The 16,096-nt window shown below is 38.8% G+C and carries 17 protein-coding genes; 16 read left to right on the forward strand and 1 reads right to left on the reverse strand.

Annotation, left to right across the window (positions count from 1 at the left end; genetic code table 11):
• The first annotated feature begins 128 nt into the window (after positions 1-128).
• The 9 genes from spoIIIJ to J2Z40_RS18275 all read left to right on the forward strand — a co-directional run bounded on the left by spoIIIJ (position 129) and on the right by J2Z40_RS18275 (position 9,915).
• Entirely contained in the window at positions 129-917 is a 789-nt protein-coding gene (spoIIIJ, locus tag J2Z40_RS18235) for a YidC family membrane integrase SpoIIIJ (protein ID WP_066398876.1), read from the forward strand.
• A complete protein-coding gene (jag, locus tag J2Z40_RS18240; protein WP_066398873.1) occupies positions 914-1,534 on the forward strand; it encodes an RNA-binding cell elongation regulator Jag/EloR in 621 nt (206 codons plus the stop codon). Before spoIIIJ ends, jag begins: the two co-directional genes overlap by 4 nt.
• Positions 1,535-1,880: 346 nt before the next feature.
• Entirely contained in the window at positions 1,881-3,266 is a 1,386-nt protein-coding gene (mnmE, locus tag J2Z40_RS18245; RefSeq protein ID WP_066398871.1) for a tRNA uridine-5-carboxymethylaminomethyl(34) synthesis GTPase MnmE, read from the forward strand.
• 305 nt (positions 3,267-3,571) lie between these two features.
• Complete coding sequence (gene mnmG, locus J2Z40_RS18250; RefSeq protein ID WP_066398869.1) at positions 3,572-5,467, forward strand: tRNA uridine-5-carboxymethylaminomethyl(34) synthesis enzyme MnmG; 1,896 nt, start codon at positions 3,572-3,574, stop codon at positions 5,465-5,467.
• Positions 5,468-5,471: 4 nt separating this feature from the next.
• Complete coding sequence (gene rsmG, locus J2Z40_RS18255) at positions 5,472-6,188, forward strand: 16S rRNA (guanine(527)-N(7))-methyltransferase RsmG (protein ID WP_066399648.1); 717 nt, start codon at positions 5,472-5,474, stop codon at positions 6,186-6,188.
• 136 nt (positions 6,189-6,324) lie between these two features.
• On the forward strand, positions 6,325-7,206 hold the full coding sequence (gene noc / locus J2Z40_RS18260; RefSeq protein ID WP_066398864.1) for a nucleoid occlusion protein: 882 nt from the start codon (positions 6,325-6,327) through the stop codon (positions 7,204-7,206).
• Positions 7,207-7,475: 269 nt separating this feature from the next.
• On the forward strand, positions 7,476-8,237 hold the full coding sequence (locus J2Z40_RS18265; protein WP_066399646.1) for an AAA family ATPase: 762 nt from the start codon (positions 7,476-7,478) through the stop codon (positions 8,235-8,237).
• Positions 8,230-9,075: a ParB/RepB/Spo0J family partition protein gene (locus J2Z40_RS18270; RefSeq protein ID WP_066398862.1), complete on the forward strand. Its 846-nt coding sequence runs from the start codon at positions 8,230-8,232 to the stop codon at positions 9,073-9,075. The genes J2Z40_RS18265 and J2Z40_RS18270 overlap by 8 nt, the downstream gene beginning before the upstream one ends.
• 120 nt (positions 9,076-9,195) lie before the next feature.
• Positions 9,196-9,915, forward strand: coding sequence for a DUF554 domain-containing protein (locus J2Z40_RS18275; RefSeq protein ID WP_066398856.1), 720 nt, complete (start codon positions 9,196-9,198; stop codon positions 9,913-9,915).
• Positions 9,916-10,092: 177 nt separating this feature from the next.
• Here J2Z40_RS18275 and yyaC read toward each other — a convergent pair whose 3' ends face one another.
• Positions 10,093-10,746 (reverse strand): spore protease YyaC, encoded by a 654-nt coding sequence (gene yyaC / locus J2Z40_RS18280; RefSeq protein WP_066398855.1) that lies wholly within the window; start codon positions 10,744-10,746, stop codon positions 10,093-10,095.
• Positions 10,747-11,293: 547 nt separating this feature from the next.
• Here yyaC and J2Z40_RS18285 point away from each other — a divergent pair.
• The 7 genes from J2Z40_RS18285 to rpsR all read left to right on the forward strand — a co-directional run bounded on the left by J2Z40_RS18285 (position 11,294) and on the right by rpsR (position 15,956).
• On the forward strand, positions 11,294-11,491 hold the full coding sequence (locus J2Z40_RS18285; protein ID WP_066398854.1) for a DUF951 family protein: 198 nt from the start codon (positions 11,294-11,296) through the stop codon (positions 11,489-11,491).
• Positions 11,492-11,612: 121 nt separating this feature from the next.
• Positions 11,613-12,713: a redox-regulated ATPase YchF gene (gene ychF, locus J2Z40_RS18290; RefSeq protein ID WP_066398852.1), complete on the forward strand. Its 1,101-nt coding sequence runs from the start codon at positions 11,613-11,615 to the stop codon at positions 12,711-12,713.
• Positions 12,714-12,849: 136 nt separating this feature from the next.
• A complete protein-coding gene (locus J2Z40_RS18295) occupies positions 12,850-13,770 on the forward strand; it encodes an ABC transporter permease subunit (protein ID WP_066398849.1) in 921 nt (306 codons plus the stop codon).
• Between the two features lie 13 nt (positions 13,771-13,783).
• Positions 13,784-14,674 (forward strand): ABC transporter permease, encoded by an 891-nt coding sequence (locus tag J2Z40_RS18300; protein ID WP_066398846.1) that lies wholly within the window; start codon positions 13,784-13,786, stop codon positions 14,672-14,674.
• Positions 14,675-14,802: 128 nt separating this feature from the next.
• Positions 14,803-15,090 carry a 30S ribosomal protein S6 gene (gene rpsF, locus J2Z40_RS18305; RefSeq protein WP_066398843.1) on the forward strand — a complete coding sequence of 96 codons (288 nt, stop codon included), beginning with the start codon at positions 14,803-14,805 and terminating at the stop codon, positions 15,088-15,090.
• A 56-nt stretch (positions 15,091-15,146) separates the two neighbouring features.
• Positions 15,147-15,659, forward strand: coding sequence for a single-stranded DNA-binding protein (gene ssb / locus J2Z40_RS18310; protein WP_066398837.1), 513 nt, complete (start codon positions 15,147-15,149; stop codon positions 15,657-15,659).
• Between the two features lie 57 nt (positions 15,660-15,716).
• A complete protein-coding gene (gene rpsR / locus J2Z40_RS18315) occupies positions 15,717-15,956 on the forward strand; it encodes a 30S ribosomal protein S18 (RefSeq protein ID WP_066398835.1) in 240 nt (79 codons plus the stop codon).
• Positions 15,957-16,096 lie beyond the last annotated feature (140 nt).

Below are 16,096 nucleotides of genomic sequence, written 5' to 3' on the forward strand. Positions count from 1 at the left end.
AACGATTGTGCTCGCTTATTTAAAGACATAGAAAAGTAAAAATGGTAGAATATTCGTAAGTCTGTGTTTCAAAGATAGAAATAGCGAGACACATCATTATTTTTAAAGCGGTAAGGAGGAAAAAACGTTTGAAGAAGAGATTATTTCTACTAATTGGTTTGATTTTCGTTATGGCACTATTATCGGGATGTACGGAAATTAATCAACCAATTGATTCTGAGAGTGAAGGCTTTTGGAATGAGTACATAGTTTATCCGCTTTCACTGTTTATCATAAAAGTTGCTGAAATTGCAGGTGGTAGCTTCGGATTTTCTATCATCTTGGTAACAATTATCATTCGCCTTATTTTGCTTCCACTTATGATTAAACAGACAAAGAGTTCAAAAGCAATGCAAGCAATTCAACCTGAGATGCAAAGACTTAAAGAGAAATATAGCTCGAAAGATCAAAAGACGCAGCAACAGCTGCAACAGGAAACAATGGCCTTGTTTCAGCAGCATGGTGTTAATCCACTAGCTGGATGTTTTCCTTTATTGATTCAAATGCCAATTTTAATTGGCTTCTATCATGCAATTACTCGTACGAGAGAAATTGCTGATCATAATTTCCTTTGGTTTGATCTTGGCGCACCAGATCCGATTTACTTATTGCCTTTAATTGCGGGAGCAACAACATTTATCCAACAAAAAATGATGATGGCAGGAACAGCCAATCAGAATCCGCAAATGGCAATGATGCTTTGGTTAATGCCAATTATGATTATTATCTTTGCAATTAACTTCCCAGCTGCACTTTCTTTATATTGGGTAGTGGGTAATATCTTCATGATTGTACAGACGTATTTTATCAAAGGACCGGAGTTGAAAGAAGCGAAAGCAACGAAAGCGACCGGGAAATCAGGAGGAGCTAAAAAGTGAAACAAGTAACTGCTACGGGGACTACCGTCGAGGAAGCAGTAAAGTCGGCACTTGCTCAATTACAAGCAACAAAAGAACGAGCAGAGATAACAATCGTTGATGAAGGGAAAAAGGGGATTTTCGGAATTTTTGGTTCACGTCCAGCGATTGTAAAGGTCATCTTGAAAAAGGACCCAATTGAAGAAGCGAAAAAGTTTCTATTGGATGTAAGCGAAAAAATGGGTGCACCAATTGAAATAGAAGTGGTTGGTGAGGGACGTCACCTTCAGTTTATTTTAAAAGGTGAAAAAATTGCGCTATTGATTGGAAAAAGGGGACAAACATTAAATTCCTTACAGTATTTGACACAGCTTGTGATCAATCGATATGCTGAGCAGTACATGAATGTTATGCTGGATGCTGAAGACTATCGAAAAAGAAGGAATGATACCCTTATTCAATTAGCAGAGCGATTAGCCCTAAAGGCGATCAAAACGGGCCAAAATGTTTCATTAGAACCGATGCCTTCCTATGAACGAAAAGTTGTACATGCTGCTCTAGCAGAGAATAAGCGAGTAAAAACATATTCAAGTGGAAATGATCCCTATCGACATCTTGTCATTTCACCTAATAAATAAAAAAAACCCCAATCTTCTGATTGGGGTTTTTTTTATATGAGAAAATGTTGCACATTCTTCTATTTTATTTTGTCTAACTATTTGCCAGTTTGCTCAGTACTTTTACTTTTCTTGTTTGAAGAGGATTAATTCACTTGTTTTATTGTTATTCACATGTGGATAAGTTAAAATAAAGCATATTATTCTTGATAGATGTGGATAAAAAGTGGAGAAAAGACGAATTTGTCAATTGTGGACAAGTTGATTCGGCGATGCGCCGTTCTTTTCTAACATGTAAGCATATGCTATTCTATTTAATTGGGTATTGATATAGAAATTTGTTCGTGTAATGAATGAGGTGGACCAAATGGAATTTGATACAATTGCGGCTATTTCCACACCAATGGGTGAAGGTGCAATTGCGATTGTACGGTTAAGTGGAGATCAAGCAATTTCGATAGCAGATAAATTATTTAAAGGCGTTGGTGGGAAAAGAATTCTACATGTTGCTTCCCATACAATCCACTATGGTCAAATTATTGATCCGAAGACAGACCAGGTGGCTGAGGAAGTCATGGTGTCTGTGATGAAAGGACCGAAGACCTTTACGAAAGAGGATGTAGTTGAAATAAACTGCCATGGGGGAATCGTATCTGTCAATCGAGTGCTTCAGCTTCTTTTAAATAATGGAGCAAGGCTTGCAGAGCCTGGTGAATTTACGAAAAGGGCCTTTTTAAATGGGCGAATTGATTTATCTCAGGCAGAAGCTGTTATGGATCTAATCCGTGCGAAAACAGACAGGGCGATGAATGTGGCTCTCGGTCAAATGGAAGGAAAGCTTTCTAAGCTTATTCAAAAATTGCGTCAAGAAATTTTAGAAACGTTAGCACAGGTAGAAGTAAATATTGACTATCCTGAATATGATGATGTTGAAGAAATGACACATACACTTTTAGTGGAAAAGGGCACATATGTGAAGGCGGAAATTGAGAAGCTGTTAAGAACCTCAGAGCAGGGAAAGATATTGCGAGAGGGACTCTCTACAGTTATTGTTGGCCGTCCGAATGTTGGAAAATCATCGTTATTAAATAGTCTCGTACATGAAAATAAGGCAATCGTCACGGATATTCCTGGTACGACTCGAGATGTAATTGAAGAATACGTGAATGTTCGCGGAGTCCCGCTGCGCTTACTAGATACAGCAGGAATTAGAGAAACGGAAGATATAGTAGAACGAATCGGTGTGGAAAGATCGCGGCAAGTTTTAAAAGAAGCAGATCTTATTTTACTTGTTCTTAATTACGCAGATCATTTTACTATTGAAGATGAAAATCTATTTAAAGCGGTTGAAGGAATGGATGTCATTGTTATTGTGAATAAAACAGACCTGCCGCAAGTGATTGAAATGGAAAAGGTAAAGGGCCTATCAAAGAAACATAAGCTCGTAGCAACTTCTCTGTTAGAAGATAAAGGTGTAGATGAGCTTGAGGAAGCTATTGCAAGCTTGTTCTTTGAAGGAACAATTGAATCAGGGGATTTAACCTATGTATCTAATAGTCGCCATATTGCTTTATTAAATCAGGCATTACATTCGATTGAAGAGGCGATGCAGGCAGTTGAATTTGGGACACCTATCGATATTGTTCAAATCGATTTAACAAGAACATGGGAATTGCTCGGAGAAATTATTGGAGACAGCGTTCACGAAAGTCTCATCGATCAGCTATTCTCCCAATTTTGTTTAGGGAAATAAGAAAAGCGGAAGCGCCTTGTTCAGACCCGAAAAGCATAAGGCAGGCCGGCTTGAAGGTTGTTCTTTAACCTTCAAGCCGGAATGACTTATGACTCGAGGGTCTAGGCGCTGGAGCTAGCCAAAGAAAAGTGGAAGCGCCTTGTTTAGACTCAGGCATAGCATAAGGCAGGCTGGATGGAAGGTTGTTCTTTAACCTTCAAGCTGGAATGACTTATGACTCGAGGGTCTAGGCGCGGAGCTAGCCAAAGTAAAAGGGTAAATGCCTCGATCAGAGGCGATAAGCAGGAAGAAAAGGAGGCAGCATTATGCCATATGAAGCAGGAAATTATGATGTCATCGTTATTGGCGCCGGCCATGCAGGTTGTGAAGCAGGCCTTGCAGCTGCCCGGATAGGTGCAAAGACATTAGTTATTACGATTAATTTAGATATGATTGCTTTTATGCCCTGCAATCCATCTGTTGGTGGTCCGGCAAAGGGTATAGTTGTGCGTGAAATTGATGCATTAGGTGGGGAAATGGGGAAGGTCATAGACAAGACTCATATCCAAATGCGAATGTTGAACACTGGGAAAGGGCCAGCTGTTCGGGCTTTACGTGCACAAGCAGATAAATTTATGTATCAGCATGAAATGAAGAATATTTTAGAAAAAGAAGAAAATATAACTTTAATGCAAGGAATGGTTGAGCGGTTAATCGTTGAAGATGGCGTGTGTAAAGGGATTGTTACCCAAACTGGTGCAGTCTATCATTCAAAAACAGTCATTATTACGACAGGTACCTTCCTTAGAGGGGAAATCATATTAGGGGAGCTTAAATATTCAAGTGGCCCAAATAATCAGCAGCCTTCAATAAAGCTATCTGAGCATCTTCAAGAGCTAGGCTTTGATTTAGTTCGCTTCAAAACAGGTACGCCTCCACGTGTGAACAGTCATACGATTGATTATAGCAAAGCGGAAATTCAACCTGGCGATGAAGTGCCGCGGGCATTTTCCTATGAGACGACAAAGTTTATTACAGATCAGCTGCCTTGCTGGTTAACCTACACGACAGAAGAAACACATCAAATTATTAATCAAAATCTTCATCGATCGCCAATGTATTCGGGAATGATTCAAGGAAAAGGCCCGCGTTACTGCCCGTCCATTGAAGATAAAGTCGTTCGTTTCAATGATAAGCCGCGTCATCAAATATTCCTTGAACCTGAGGGGAGAAATACTCAGGAAGTTTATGTGCAAGGACTATCAACAAGCTTGCCTGAGGAAGTGCAGCATCGTTTGATTCGTAGTGTCCCTGGCTTAGAGAATGCGCAAATGATGCGTGCAGGCTACGCGATTGAGTATGATGCCATTGTCCCAACACAGCTATGGCCAACATTAGAAACAAAACGTGTGAAAAATCTCTATACTGCAGGGCAAATCAATGGAACATCAGGCTATGAGGAAGCTGGTGGCCAAGGTTTAATGGCGGGGATGAATGCAGGCTTAAATGCACTTGGAAAAGAGGAAATTATTTTAAGCCGTTCAGATGCTTATATTGGTGTAATGATCGATGATCTAATCACAAAGGGAACGGCAGAGCCTTATCGTTTGCTTACTTCGCGAGCTGAATATCGTTTGCTGCTTCGTCATGATAATGCCGATTTACGTTTAACAGAAATTGGCTACTCAACGGGACTGATTGGTGAAGAGAGATACGAAAGATTCTTAACGAAAAAGCAAGCAATCGAACAAGAAATCAAACGCTTGAAAAATACGATTATAAAGCCATCTCAAGAGGTTCAAGAGTTAATTAAACGTTTAGGTGGCAGTGAATTAAAAGATGGAATCCGTGCATCTGACCTGTTAAAACGGACTGAAATGAATTACGAACATATTAAGATACTACTTGCAAGTAATGAATTGCTTGATTCTGAGGTCGAGGAACAGGTAGAAATTCATATTAAATATGAAGGGTATATTGATAAGTCATTACAGCAGGTCGAACGTTTGAAGAAAATGGAAGACAAGAAAATCCCTGAAAATATTGATTATGATGCAATTAATGGCATTGCAACGGAAGCGAAGTTTAATTTAAAAGAAGTTAGGCCATTATCGATTGCGCAGGCATCAAGGATTTCTGGTGTTAATCCAGCGGATATATCAATATTACTTATCTATATCGAGCAAGGACGAGTGGCTAAAGTTCCAAATGAGAAAGGATAAGGCGATGAATACTGAACAGTTTATTACTATGCTGGATGCGAAGGGGATTACCCTTTCGCCTCAGCAAGTGCAACAATATGAAACCTACTATTCTACCCTCGTAGAATGGAATGAAAAGATGAATTTGACGGCAATTACAGAAAAACCAGAGGTCTATTTAAAGCATTTCTATGATTCAATTACTGCTGCATTTTATTATGACTTTAATCAGCCGCTTCATTTATGTGATGTAGGAGCGGGTGCAGGGTTCCCTAGCTTGCCAATCAAAATTGCTTTTCCAGAATTGCATATTACAATTGTCGATTCCTTAAATAAACGAATTGGATTTTTAGAGCATCTTTCGAAACAACTTGGATTAAAAAATGTTCGATTTATTCATGATCGTGCAGAAACCTTTGGTCAGAATAAAGAGCATCGTGAGACATATGACGTGGTTACTGCAAGAGCTGTAGCAAGATTATCGGTTCTAAGTGAGCTCTGTTTGCCACTTGCAAAAGTTGGCGGGACATTTATCGCCATGAAAGGTGCTGGGGCGAAGGAAGAGCTAGGTGCAGGGAACAAGGCTGTATCGATCCTAGGTGGAAAACTTGATCAAACATTTTCCTTCACACTTCCTGAAGAGGAAAGTGAGCGGAATATATTAATTATTAAGAAAGAAAAGGCTACACCGAAAAAGTATCCTAGAAAACCAGGTACACCGAACAAAACGCCAATTGAATAGAGTTACATTTCTGATTGAATTGTGGGATAATGGACTAGTTATTAGGTAAAAACTTTTTTATGCATATATTCGGCAGGACTTTGTCATTTTTATAGAGAATATGTAATAGGGAGTTTCGTAAAGGTGGTGCAGGGTGATGAAGCATTCTTTCTCACGCTTTTTTGGCCTAGGCGAAAAGGGAGAACATGTAGAAGCGGAAAAGATAGAAGAAAAAGTAGACATAGAAAAAATAGGGGATTCAGAAGAAATTAAGAAAATTCCCATTGACCTTATTGTCCCTAACCGTTTTCAGCCAAGAACGGTTTTTGACGAAGATCGAATTGAGGAATTGTCACGAACCATTCATACACATGGGATCATTCAACCGATTGTCGTTCGCGAATTCGGAAATGGCAAGTATGAGATTATTGCTGGTGAACGTAGATGGAGGGCAATGAACAAGCTTGGCTGGACAGAAGTCCCAGCTATTATTAAGAACATGAATGATACAGAAACAGCTTCTGTTGCCTTAATTGAAAACCTCCAGCGAGAAGAATTATCTCCAATTGAAGAAGCAGTTGCATACGGCAAGCTACTAGAATTACATAATCTAACCCAGGAAGCATTAGCACAGCGTTTAGGAAAAGGGCAGTCAACCGTTGCCAATAAACTTCGATTATTAAAACTTCCCGCGATTATTCAGGATGCTTTATTAAGCAAGGCTATTACTGAACGTCATGCACGTTCACTTATTCCTTTAAAGGATCCAGAAAAACAAGTAAAGCTGCTTGAAGAAATTATCGAAAGAAATTTAAATGTAAAGCAGACGGAAGAACGAGTAGTGAAGATTCTTGAACAAAATCATGCAAAAAAGCCGAAGCCAAGAAGGAAGGCTTTTAGCAAAGATATGCGCATTGCGGTCAATACGATTCGTCAATCATTATCAATGGTTTCAGATAGTGGGATTAATTTAGATTCACAAGAAGAAGAGTTTGATGAATTCTATCAAATAACGATTAAAATACCGAAAAAAAAGTAAATAAAAGAGGCCTGTGGGGGCTAACAGACAGAATTTAATCCACTTAGTGGACATTTCTGAATGTATTCTCCACAGGCTTTTATACATCTGCTAGAAAATCCACTATCTCCCTCCAAATTTTTAACAAAAAAATTATTCTCTTGTCTTTTTCATGATAAAATAGAATACATGCTTGCCATTTTTCTTGAATGGGAGATTCTCTTTTTAAAATGTTGAATTGCTTAATATAAATGGAAAAAAATAATTTCAAAATGAAGGCAGGTGATATCGTGGGTAAGGTCATTGCAATTGCGAACCAAAAGGGTGGAGTGGGAAAGACGACAACTTCAGTTAATCTTGGCGCATGCTTAGCATATATGGGAAAAAAGGTTTTGATGGTTGATATTGATCCACAAGGCAATGCGACGAGTGGCGTTGGCATTGAAAAGGCAGATGTAGAACAATGTATTTACGATGTACTAGTTGATGATGTAGAAGCATCTAAAGTCATTATGCCGACAACAGTTGAAAATCTTTATGCGATCCCTGCAACCATTCAGTTAGCTGGTGCAGAAATTGAATTAGTACCGACGATTTCAAGGGAAGTTAGACTAAAGAGGGCATTAGAAGAAGTCAAGGAAAACTATGATTATATTATCATTGATTGTCCACCTTCTCTCGGATTGCTTACACTAAATTCCTTTACTGCATCAGATGCAGTAATCATTCCTGTTCAGTGTGAGTATTATGCTTTAGAGGGACTAAGCCAGCTATTAAATACGGTGCGCCTCGTTCAAAAGCATTTGAATCAAGAGTTGAAAATAGAGGGCGTATTATTAACGATGCTTGATGCACGAACAAACTTAGGTTTGCAAGTGATTGAAGAGGTCAAAAAATACTTTCAGGATAAAGTCTATAAAACCATCATTCCACGGAATGTTCGTTTAAGTGAAGCACCGAGTCATGGGGAGCCAATTATTACATATGATCCGAAGTCTCGTGGAGCTGAGGTATATTTAGATTTGGCAAAGGAAGTGATTTCGAATGGCTAAAGGCTTAGGAAAAGGACTAAATGCTTTCTTTACCAACATGGAAGCCGTAAAAGAAGAAACGGTTCAAGAAGTTCGATTGAAAGAGCTACGGCCCAATCCTTATCAGCCTCGAAAAGTATTTAATAAGGAAGCAATAGAAGAACTAAAGCAGTCGATTATTGAGCATGGCATTCTTCAGCCGATTATTGTTAGAAAAAGCATTAAGGGCTATGAAATTGTCGTGGGAGAAAGACGTTTCCGTGCGGCAAAGGAAGCAAAGCTAGAGACTGTGCCAGTTGTTGTTCGTGATTTGAATGAACAGCAAATGATGGAACTTGCTGTATTAGAAAATCTGCAGCGTGAAGATTTATCACCGATTGAAGAAGGAGCGGCCTACCAGCTTTTAATCGAAAAGCTTAAAATGACCCAAGAGGAGCTTGCGAAGCGTCTTGGAAAAAGCCGTCCTCATATTGCGAATCATATCCGCTTATTATCTCTTCCGCCAAAAATACAAGCACTCATATCGGAAGGGAAGATCTCGATGGGCCATGGCCGAACATTACTAGGCCTGAGAAATAAGGATAAACTTCCTGCAATTGTTGAAAAAGTAATCAGAGAGAACCTAAATGTCCGCCAGCTAGAACTTCTTATTCAACAGCTGAATGATGTTTCACGTGAAACAAAAAAGCCATCTAAGCAAAAGGATGTGTTCATTAAAGAGCGCGAATCATCCCTCCGTGATCGATTTGGCACGACGGTTCATATTAAACAGTCTAAAAATAAAGGGAAAATTGAAATTGAATTCTTTTCAAAAGAAGATTTAGAACGAATCATTGATTTACTAGAAAAGAATCGCTAATACTAAAAAACCATCTGTTGATGGTTTTTTTTGATAAATAGATTGTCTATTTATGTTGTTTCGTGTAGTGTATAATTTAAAAATTATTCGTCTATCGAAACAAAGGGCAGGGGGAAGAAGATGTTTTTACTAGGCACACTCGTAAATGGATTATTGATTATTATTGGGACATTAATCGGTAAAATGCTTCATCGAATCCCTGAAAATATGAAAGGCACAGTCATGTATGCCATTGGCTTAGCGGTAATGGTACTGGGACTTCAAATGGGACTAAAGGGAGATAACTTTTTAGTCGTCATTATTAGCCTCGTTTTTGGTGCAGTAATCGGGGAATTCTTTGCCTTAGAGGATAAATTAAATGCACTTGGCAATTGGCTTGAGCAGAAGCTTGGCTCGAAAGGTCAAGGGCAGGGGAGTATTTCGCAAGGGTTTGTCACAGGTACACTTATTTTTGTGATAGGAGCGATGGCGATTATAGGTGCACTAGATAGTGGCATAAGAGGGGATCATGATGTTCTGTATACGAAGTCAATTATTGATGGCTTTACTGCTTTAATTTTGACGACAACTCTCGGTATTGGTGTTCTTTTCTCTGCATTTCCAGTTGTTATCTATCAAGGGATCATTGCCTTATTTGCCACTCAAATTGATCGTTTCGTGCCAGTTGAACTCATGAATAGCTTTATTAATGAGATGACTGCGACAGGTGGGGTGATGATTTTTGCGATCGGATTGAATTTAGCTGGTATAACTAAAATCCGTGTAGCCAATTTACTCCCTGCTATTCTTGTTACAGGAATCATTGTAACTGTTATTTACTATTACCAATTGATTTTTTAATAAGATAAGCACAAGTGCCTTAGTCAGCGCTTGTGCTTATCTTATTAAAAAATCAAAAGGTCTTGCTGCTGTAATGAAAAAGTCAATTGGCTTGTCATTGCACTTAGTCCAATCTTCGCCATTCTTACAGTTATCGTCCTTTATATCTTGTATTGTAAAGAAGTATGGTTATTCTTCTTATATGTCATTAAGCAGGGCACTCGTGTCTTTTTCCAATTCGGTGGATCGATCCCATTTGATTGCAGAAACAATTGGTTTTGGTTCATATAATAGACTTGCTTTATAAATGCTGTTCGCAATCGTTTTTGCCATATTTAATACGAGATGAAGTCTCGTATTTTGCAAAACAAAAAACTCCATAAATCCACTTACATTGACAATGCCGGTAATATGCATATGGCCAACCTCGGGGAGTTCCTTATTCACACCTGCACCTGGTTTGACTGCTCCTTCACCTACTTGAATCACACCGACACTTTTCAACCTACCTAAGCAAGCATCGATGCCAATTATAAATGGATTAAAATGGCGTCTATTGATGTCTTCTAATTTTTCAGCAAGATTAACGGCATGGACTGGATCCTCAAGTGTGCCGTAAACAAAGAAAGAAGCGAGTTTTTTCTCTTCAAGAAGTGTGCCGACAAGCGGCCCCAATGAATCACCAGTTGAACGGTCTGTTCCGATACAGACGAATACAATTGGCCGGTTGTTTATACTAGTTGGCAATAGCTGGACGACTTCATTTGCTAGTTTAATTGCTGCATATTTCTCATCATAGGGAATTCTTGCGTTGCCATCTTTTTTATCAAACAAATTATTCCTTATATTCATCGGTTCCACTCCTTTTATCAATAAAAGAACGATCCTTCTTTTAGGGAGGTTATTTCTAATTAGTAATACAGTATACGGAGGAATTTAGTAATCTATACATATCGATTGCATTTTATGAGGAAATGAAGGGAAAAGGTTTAGAAAATTTGAATTAGCTTTTAGAAGAATCATTTCTAAAAGATTGTTGCTTTTGAAACAAATATTTTGTATAGATGTGGTTGACCAACTAGGTCGGTTGATTGGAGCGGAAGGTGCGAGATCCTCAAAAATGCTGTCGCATTTCCTTCGTGCGGTGTGAATTCTAAGGAGTTTACTCAATGTCCTGCTTAGATGCGTAGGACAGCTGAGACTTACGCAGGAGCGTGAGCGACGAGGGGGCTCAAGCGGACTACCCCGCGGAAAGGGAGCACACGTGCGTAGAAATCAACCTTTACCAACATATCTTAATTAGCAACAATGTTTGCAAAAACAGCTTTTCAGAAAGAGCATGATTTGATTAATTATGATATATTGCATTTAATAGCGAGATTTGATAGGGGGATTCATTGTGGAGCAAAAGGAATTCAATTTAAATGATGTCGTTGAAATGAAAAAGGCACATCCATGTGGGACGAATCGCTGGAAGATTATTCGAATGGGCGCAGATATTCGGATCAAATGTGAGGGTTGTGCACATAGTGTTTTAATCCCTCGAAGGGAATTTGCACGTAAGATGAAAAAAACCTTAGTAAAAGGCGAAGAATAATCTACAAATCGGATGAATGCTTGTTTTTTCACCTTCATATCTCTATAATTGTGAGGGGCTTGCCCAATCATAGTGACATGAATGAATCATAGATATTTTAATTATAGAGGAGTGGCGATAGATGGCTTTAACAGCTGGGATTGTAGGATTGCCTAACGTTGGAAAGTCTACATTATTTAATGCAATTACCCAGGCGGGAGCGGAGTCTGCTAACTATCCGTTCTGTACAATTGATCCGAATGTTGGAATCGTAGAAGTGCCGGATCATCGTCTAAATAAACTGACTGAACTCGTTCAACCTAAGAAAACTGTTCCAACAGCATTTGAATTTACAGATATTGCTGGAATTGTAAAGGGTGCAAGTAAAGGAGAGGGATTAGGAAATAAGTTCCTATCTCATATTCGTGAAGTAGATGCAATTTGCCAAGTTGTTCGCTGTTTCGCGGATGATAATATTACACATGTATCGGGTAAAGTAGATCCAATTGATGATATAGAAATCATTAATTTAGAGTTAATATTGGCAGACCTTGAATCAGTAGATAAGCGTATTGCTCGTGTCGGAAAAATGGCCAAGCAAAAAGACAAAGAATCGATGTTTGAATTAGAAATTCTTGAAAAATTAAAAGTGGCATTTGAAGCAGACATGCCAGCACGTACAGTTGAATTTACAGAGGAACAAATGAAGGTAGCAAAAGGTCTGCACCTATTAACAATCAAACCAGTTCTTTATGTAGCAAATGTTGGTGAAGATGATGTGGCAGATCCATCAGAAAATGAATACGTACAACAAGTTCGAGCATTTGCAGAAAAGGACAATGCTGAGGTTATTGTTATTTGTGCGAAGATTGAATCTGAAATTGCGGAGCTTGAAGGGGAAGAAAAGGAAATGTTCCTTCAAGAGCTTGGAATTGAAGAATCTGGCCTTGATCAGTTAATTCGTGCGGCATATAATCTTCTTGGATTAGCAACATACTTTACTGCTGGCGTTCAAGAGGTTCGTGCATGGACGTTCCGTCAAGGGATGAAGGCTCCACAATGTGCTGGGGTTATCCATTCTGATTTTGAAAAGGGATTTATCCGTGCCGAGACCGTTTCATATGAAGATTTACTTGCTGCGGGAAGCATGAATGCTGCGAAGGAAGCTGGCAAGGTGCGATTAGAAGGAAAAGAATATATCGTAAAAGACGGAGATGTCATGCACTTCCGTTTCAATGTGTAATAGTTGGAACCATAACACTGCAGAATTAGTCTGCAGTGTTTTTTTATCTGTTTATTTGAAAGAATATAATAAATTAATAGAATATTCCCTCTTTGTTTGTTATGATTTTGTAAAATAACATTTAATGGGGGTTCTTATGGATATTACTAGAACGGTTATGAAGAATCTCTTCCTTTACACCATTATCATTGTTGCTCTTCTCTTAATCGTATTGTTTCCTCGCAACCCTGCTATGTCTGTAAGCGGGAAGGCGCTGACTGTTGAAATGGAATATCATTTTTCTTGGAAGGAATACAAAAATAATGTCATCCAGTATTTGCAGCATGTCTGGAAGGAGAAAAGTCTAGGAGAAACAAGGCATGAAAGAGTCATGGTTGAGGATGAAATTATGCGATTTTTGCCAAATAGTTTAAAAATTATTCTTCCTGCTTTCTTTATTAGCCTATTATTTGGGATTTGGAAGGGCATATTTGATTACAAAAATAGGCGGAATAAGAAAAATATTTTCGGCAATGGTTTGACCTGGATCCTGCAATCCATTCCTGACTTTTTTATTGTGATTTGCCTTCAATGGCTTGTGATATTTACATTTCCATCTTTGAAATTATTTAGTCAGACCAATTGGTATGGCTTTATCATCCCTGCGATTCTCGTATCCGTCTATCCAATGATGTATATGGCAAGAATTACGTCTGCTGCACTTTCAAATGAAGATGGGCAGTATTATATTCAAGTGGCAAAAGCAAAGGGTTTCCCAATGGCAATTGTTACGACTCGTCATATTTTACGTAATAGCTTACAGTCAATTTTGCCCCATATAACCTCTTTAATGATTCATACCTTATCCAGTCTCCTTATCGTCGAATACTTAATTGGGTATGAAGGGTTAGCTTATAGGCTGTTCACTGCACTTGGCTTTACTACATCGTTTAATATGGGGTCATTTCGCGGATTTGAGCCTGGGGTCATTATAGGGATTGGCTTATGCTTTTTGTCCCTTGTTATTCTTGCCCAATTGACTGGTTTTATTATTAAGAGAAGTTTGAGATTGCCGTAATGGGGGGACAAATTTGAAAAACTACTATTTATTTATTGGACTCATTTTGGCTTCCTTTTTTGCCTTTTTCACATTTTTTGGTGCACATCTCCCTTTTATTGATGCAGAGTTAAGTGGGGAACGGGTCATCTTTCCTGGCCCAGGTAAAATTGAAACTGCCCCATTTCCACCCTCTGATAAATTCCCGCTAGGATCGGATCGGGAAGGGCGTGACTTACTTAGCTTATTAGTGATTGGTGCAAAGGATACATTCATCCTCATTTTTATGATTGTCATCATTCGATATATAGTAGCTATTCCTTTAGGACTTCTAGGCTTTAGAAATAAGGGGTTCTTTTCTTGGCTGAACAAGTGGTGGAATCAGCTTTTCTCTAGCTTGCCTGTTATTTTTACAACAGCACTGATCCTTTGTTTGCCCTTTTTATTATTTCATGAACATCGGTTTTATTGGACGATTTTAATTATTGCGCTTGTAGAGGTTGGCAGAGTTAGTTTAATTATTCAGGAGCAAGCGCATACGCTCTCACAGAAAACATTTATTGAAGCAGGGATTACGATAGGGGTAAAGCCAGTAAAAATGATGGTTTCTCACTACTTTCCGAATCTGATGCCTAGTATTGTCGTGAATTTCTTTATTGACGCAGGGCGTGTAGCCATATTAATTGGTCAGTTAGCGATTATTAATGTTTTTATTTCACAAGAGCTTTTACAAGTTAATTATGGGCAAAGCCAAATCTTGAATATGAGTGTTGATTGGGGGACCCTGATTAGAGAGGCACGCAGGGATGTGATCTCTGCCTTTTGGATTCCATTTTTCCCTATGTTAGCCATCGTTCTATCGACAGTGACATTTAATATATTAGGGGAAGGACTAAGGCAGCATTTCAATCGGCATACACAGTAAGAACGGAAAAAACGAGAGTGTTCATTGCAAATCAATTGTTTGTATGCTATACTTTCATATTGTGAGTAATGAATAATTGCTCCTTGCCCGCAAACACGGGCCGTTTAGACCAAAAGGAGGTGAAAGTGATGAGAAAGTACGAAATTATGTACATCATCCGCCCAAATATTGAAGATGAGGCTAGAAAGGCTCTAATTGAGCGTTTTAACACAATCTTAACTGATAATGGTGCGGAATTGATCGATTCAAAAGAATGGGGTAAGCGTCGTTTAGCTTACGAAATCAATGATTTCCGTGACGGTTACTACCAATTAATGCATGTGAACGCTGAAGCAAAAGCAGTAGATGAATTTACTCGTTTAGCTAAGATCAGCGAAGACATCATCCGTCAAATCGTTGTTAAAGATGAAAAGTAAAAAATGATGATATAAATTGTTTCACGTGAAACAAAGGTTGGAAGGAGCTGATTATGATGATGAACCGTGTTGTTCTTGTCGGTCGTTTGACGAAGGATCCAGAATTACGCTATACCCCAAATGGAGTAGCTGTTGCATCGTTCACACTTGCTGTAAATCGTACCTTTACGAATCAACAGGGGGAACGGGAAGCAGACTTTATTAACTGTGTGATTTGGAGAAAACCAGCTGAAAATGTAGCAAACTACTTGAAAAAGGGAAGCCTTGCAGGAGTAGATGGTCGAATTCAAACTCGTAGTTATGAAGGTCAGGATGGAAAACGTGTATACGTGACAGAAGTCCAAGCTGAAAGTGTTCAATTCTTAGAGCCAAGAAATAGTACAGGCAATAGAGGAGACAATGCAAGTTATGGTGCTCCAAGGGAGCAGGATTTCCCATTCGGAAACAACAACAATCAGAATCAGCAACAACAGTACAACCGAGATAATCAAGGATATACACGTGTAGATAAGGATCCATTTGCAAATGAAGGCCAAATTGATATTTCAGATGACGATCTACCGTTTTAATACATTGATTATATGAGCGATTGTTTCATACAAAAAAATTAAAGGAGGGAAATGACCATGGCTGGAGGACGTAGAGGTGGACGTGCAAAACGTCGTAAAGTTTGCTTTTTTACTGCAAACGGAATCACTCACATCGACTACAAAGATGTGGATCTTCTAAAGAAATTCATTTCAGAACGCGGTAAAATTTTACCACGTCGTGTAACTGGTACAAACGCTAAATATCAACGTAAATTAACAACTGCGATTAAGCGTTCACGTACAATGGCTTTATTGCCGTATGTTGCAGGTGAATAATAGATGAAAGGACACTGGAATTTCCAGTGTCTTTTTTTTGTTATATAGGAAACCAACATGGCGGCGCTTCTCGCCGCCACCGTCTATCATGAAAACTAATTCTTAACCATAGTAGAGTCTACACTATTTTTGCATTGACA

This window comes from Cytobacillus eiseniae, assembly GCF_017874625.1.
Lineage (GTDB): Bacteria > Bacillota > Bacilli > Bacillales > Cytobacillaceae > Cytobacillus > Cytobacillus eiseniae.